We start from the raw sequence: 3,344 nt of genomic DNA on the forward strand, positions 1-3,344 counted from the left end.
CAACAGGGCCGTGCCGAGAAGGGTGGGTCGTATCATGGTGAACCTCCCGTTTTGGTGTTGGATGCGGCAGGGACGCCGATCTTTTCGAGTTTCTGCAATTCCTCTTTCGCGACGGCCGCGCTGAGCGGCAGATACTTGCCGTCGCGCTGCACGAGTTCCTGGCCCTCGCGACTCAGCACGAAGCGCGTGAACTCGCGGACTTTCGGATCGAGCGCCTGCCCCGGCTTCAGGCTGAGCCAGAACGACTGGTCGCCCCAGAGCGGATAGCTGCGGTCCTGCAGCGTGTCGATCGTGTACTTGACCGCCGGACTATTCGCGTCCTTGGCGACGTCGAGGATGCGAACGCCGGGAGGAAAACCCTGATGGAAGCGGATGTAGCCGATCGCGTAGGGATCGGCCTTGACGTGGTCGAAGATCTGGTTCGCTTCGAGATAGGTGCGGCCGTCGGGTTTCTTGAAATTCGCATAGGTGTGCAGGTCGCCGTTCCACTTGTCGCTCGACTGCAGCACCTTCGCGCCGAACTCGGTCGCGGTCGCGTAACGGATTGCGAAACCGTGCGGATGTATCGGCTTGTCCGCCCATTCGCCGGCAAGGCCCATCTGCCCCCAGGTGCGGATGTCCTTGTCCGCGCCGCGCGCGAACTCGGGATGCCAGATCTGTCCGACCCAGCCACCGTCGCGTACCGAGCCGAAGATGCCGTCGAGCTGCTGCATCGTGATCTTGGTCAGCGGGTTCTTTTCGTTGACGATGATGACGATGTTGTTCTGCCAGCCGACGTAGTCGTAGGAGCCGGTGAACACCGAGATGCCGATTGGCTCTGAGCCCTTGACGCGAAGGTGCGCGAGGCCGTCGTAGAAACTCGGGTCGTGATTGATGCCGATGTCGGCGAGGTCGAGGTACAGCGTCGGCACTGCGATGGCCGCCGTCGGCAGGTTGTATTCGATCTTGATGCCGGGCTGCAATTTCTCGAATGCCTCCTTCCACCACTTGCCGAGCGGAGAGAAGTCGACATAGTTGTTGCCGCTGACACGCAGCGGGCCGCTCACTTTTTCCTTAGGCACGTAGTGCGGCAGGCCGCTGAGGTCGAAAGTCTTGGTGTACGACTTCGCATTCGCGCGCTCGTTCATGCGTGCCTTGCGCTCGGCTGCCGAACCCTGCGGCAATTTCTTCGACTCCTCGGTGGGCTGCGACTGCGCGGCGCAGGCGGCATCGCAGCCGCTGGCTGCGTCCGCCTTCTTTGCATCCTGCGCCACTGACTGCCCGGCTGCGCAGAGCATCGAGAATGCGAGAACGATGCGTCGGAAATTCTTCGTCATTTCCTTCCCTCCAGTTTCGTCAGTTCTTTTTTTCCTGGGCGACAGGTACGGGCTTTGGCCATGCCCGATCCGATTGGCGCCTTCCGGTTTGCCGGATGAGGATGCGTCGGCGGCATTCGCCATCGACGCATCAGAAGCGACGCCACGAAGAGTGCGGCAATGAATCCGCCGGCGATTTCCTCATCGCTGCGCGCAGCTCTTCGGATCGCGTCAGTCGAGCTTCTTGAGCTGCTCGGCAATGTAGCTCGCCGGCAGCGGCGTATAGATGCCGGCCTTGGCGATGATCGCCTGGCCTTCGCGGCTGAGAGCGAAACGCAGGAACTCGCGCACCTTCGGATCGAGCGCGCGGCCGGGCGCCTTGTTGACGTAGACGAAGGCGTCGCGGGTCAGCGGATAACTGCGATTGGCAACGTTGTCGGCGGTCAAGGCCACGGCCGCGGCGCCGGCTTTGGGCGACAGCGGAACGACCTTGACGTTGGGATAGGCCACGCACTTGGTGCCGTCCGGATTCACGCAGGATCCATCGACGTGCATCATCGCGCCGAAGGCGACGGCGTACTTGTCGCGACTGACCGCTTCGAGCATGCGATCGCTGTTGACCGCGCGGCCTTCGGCGCTGTCGGGCGCTTCCTTGGCTTCGACGTACTCCATGAAATTCGGGTTCATCTTCGTCGACCAGTGCAGCACCTTGCGCTGGAAGTTGATGATGAAACCCGGCGCGACATAGCCGTGCGTGTGGATTTGCTGGCCCGCCCAGTCACCCTTCAGGCCGAGCTGGCCCCAGGTGCGGATGTTCTTGTCCGCACCGCGCGTGTATTTCGCGGTGAACAGCAGGTTGTGCGTCTCGTCCTCGCCGATGGCCCAACCGCCAGAGCGTTCGGAACCGAAGATGCCGTCGAGCTGTTCCATGCTGAGCTGGGCAATCGGATTGTCCTTGTTGACGATGATCGCCATCGGCCACAGCGTGCCGCGCTTTTCGTAGCCACCGGTCGCGATCGAGATTTCGGTCGGCACGTAGCGGTAGGAGTTGTAGAACGGCATCTCGTCGGTGATCTTCGCGTCATCGCCCATCGGCGCGACGTCGGAGACACCCGAATACATCATGCCGAGCGCACCCTCGCTGCTGGTCTGGAAATTGGTCGACACGACCGCGTCGGGATGGAACTTCTTGAAGCCCTCGACGAGCAGGTCTACGTTGCCCTTGAGTTCGCTGCCGGCGATGCGCAACGAACCCTGCACCTTGAATTCGGGCTTGTAGGCCGGGAGCTGGTTGACGTCCGGCGCTTGCGAGAAGGCCACGTTCGAGATCAGGCCGGCGATGGCGGCGGCGAGAGAGCAGGCAGTGCGGCGGCGAATCCGATGTAGCTTCGACATGTCCAGTGACTCCGTTTTAGCTTGGGTGAACGAGATGAAAGAGATGCGAATCAATCGAGCTTGGCGCGCTCCTCGCGCACGAGCTTCGAGGTCAGCGGCAGATAGTTGGCGTCGTCGGCGAGAATCTGCTGCCCGTCCCGGCTCAGGATGAAGCGAAGGAATTCGCGCAGCCTGGGCTCGATCTGCTTTCCCGGAGCGCGATTGAGATAGATGTAGATGTTGCGGGCGAGCGGATAAGTGCGGTTCTGGAAACTCTGCCGGCTAGGTGCGACGTACGAGCCGCCTTCGGATTCCGCGAGCACGACGGCCCTGAGTCCTTCGACCTTGCGTGCCTGCGGCTCGACGGTCCAGGCGATGCCGAACTTGTCGTGCGCAAGTTCGCTCGCGAGCATGTGCTGCAGGCCGCCTCGTTGTTGTGGATCGTCGGAGCCGATCATCTTGCTGCCGGTTTCGACGTATTCGCGGTAATTCGGGTTCCACTTGTCGCTGTTGCCGAGCACTTTCAGCTGGAAGAAGCGCGACGTGCCGGACGGCGCGTGGCCGAAGGTCTGGATCGGTGCGTTCGCCCACTCGCCCTTCAAGCCGAGCTGCCCCCAGGTGCGAATGTCGCCTTCCCTGCCACGGCCATGGCCGAGCATCCACTTGAAGCCGTCG

General features: G+C 62.2%; 2 protein-coding genes and 1 pseudogene. All 3 read right to left on the reverse strand.

All coding sequences use genetic code 11. The features are described from left to right. Positions 1–32: 32 nt before the first annotated feature. Positions 33–1,316, reverse strand: coding sequence for a hypothetical protein (locus VF497_RS12800; protein ID WP_330889288.1), 1,284 nt, complete (start codon positions 1,314–1,316; stop codon positions 33–35). A gap of 210 nt (positions 1,317–1,526) precedes the next feature. After that, positions 1,527–2,690 (reverse strand): PstS family phosphate ABC transporter substrate-binding protein, encoded by a 1,164-nt coding sequence (locus VF497_RS12805; RefSeq protein ID WP_330889290.1) that lies wholly within the window; start codon positions 2,688–2,690, stop codon positions 1,527–1,529. A gap of 50 nt (positions 2,691–2,740) precedes the next feature. Next, positions 2,741–3,344: pseudogene (locus VF497_RS12810) on the reverse strand (substrate-binding domain-containing protein); the annotation flags it as partial.

Origin of the sequence: Rudaea sp. (genome assembly GCF_036383415.1) — a bacterium.
GTDB lineage: Bacteria > Pseudomonadota > Gammaproteobacteria > Xanthomonadales > Rhodanobacteraceae > Rudaea.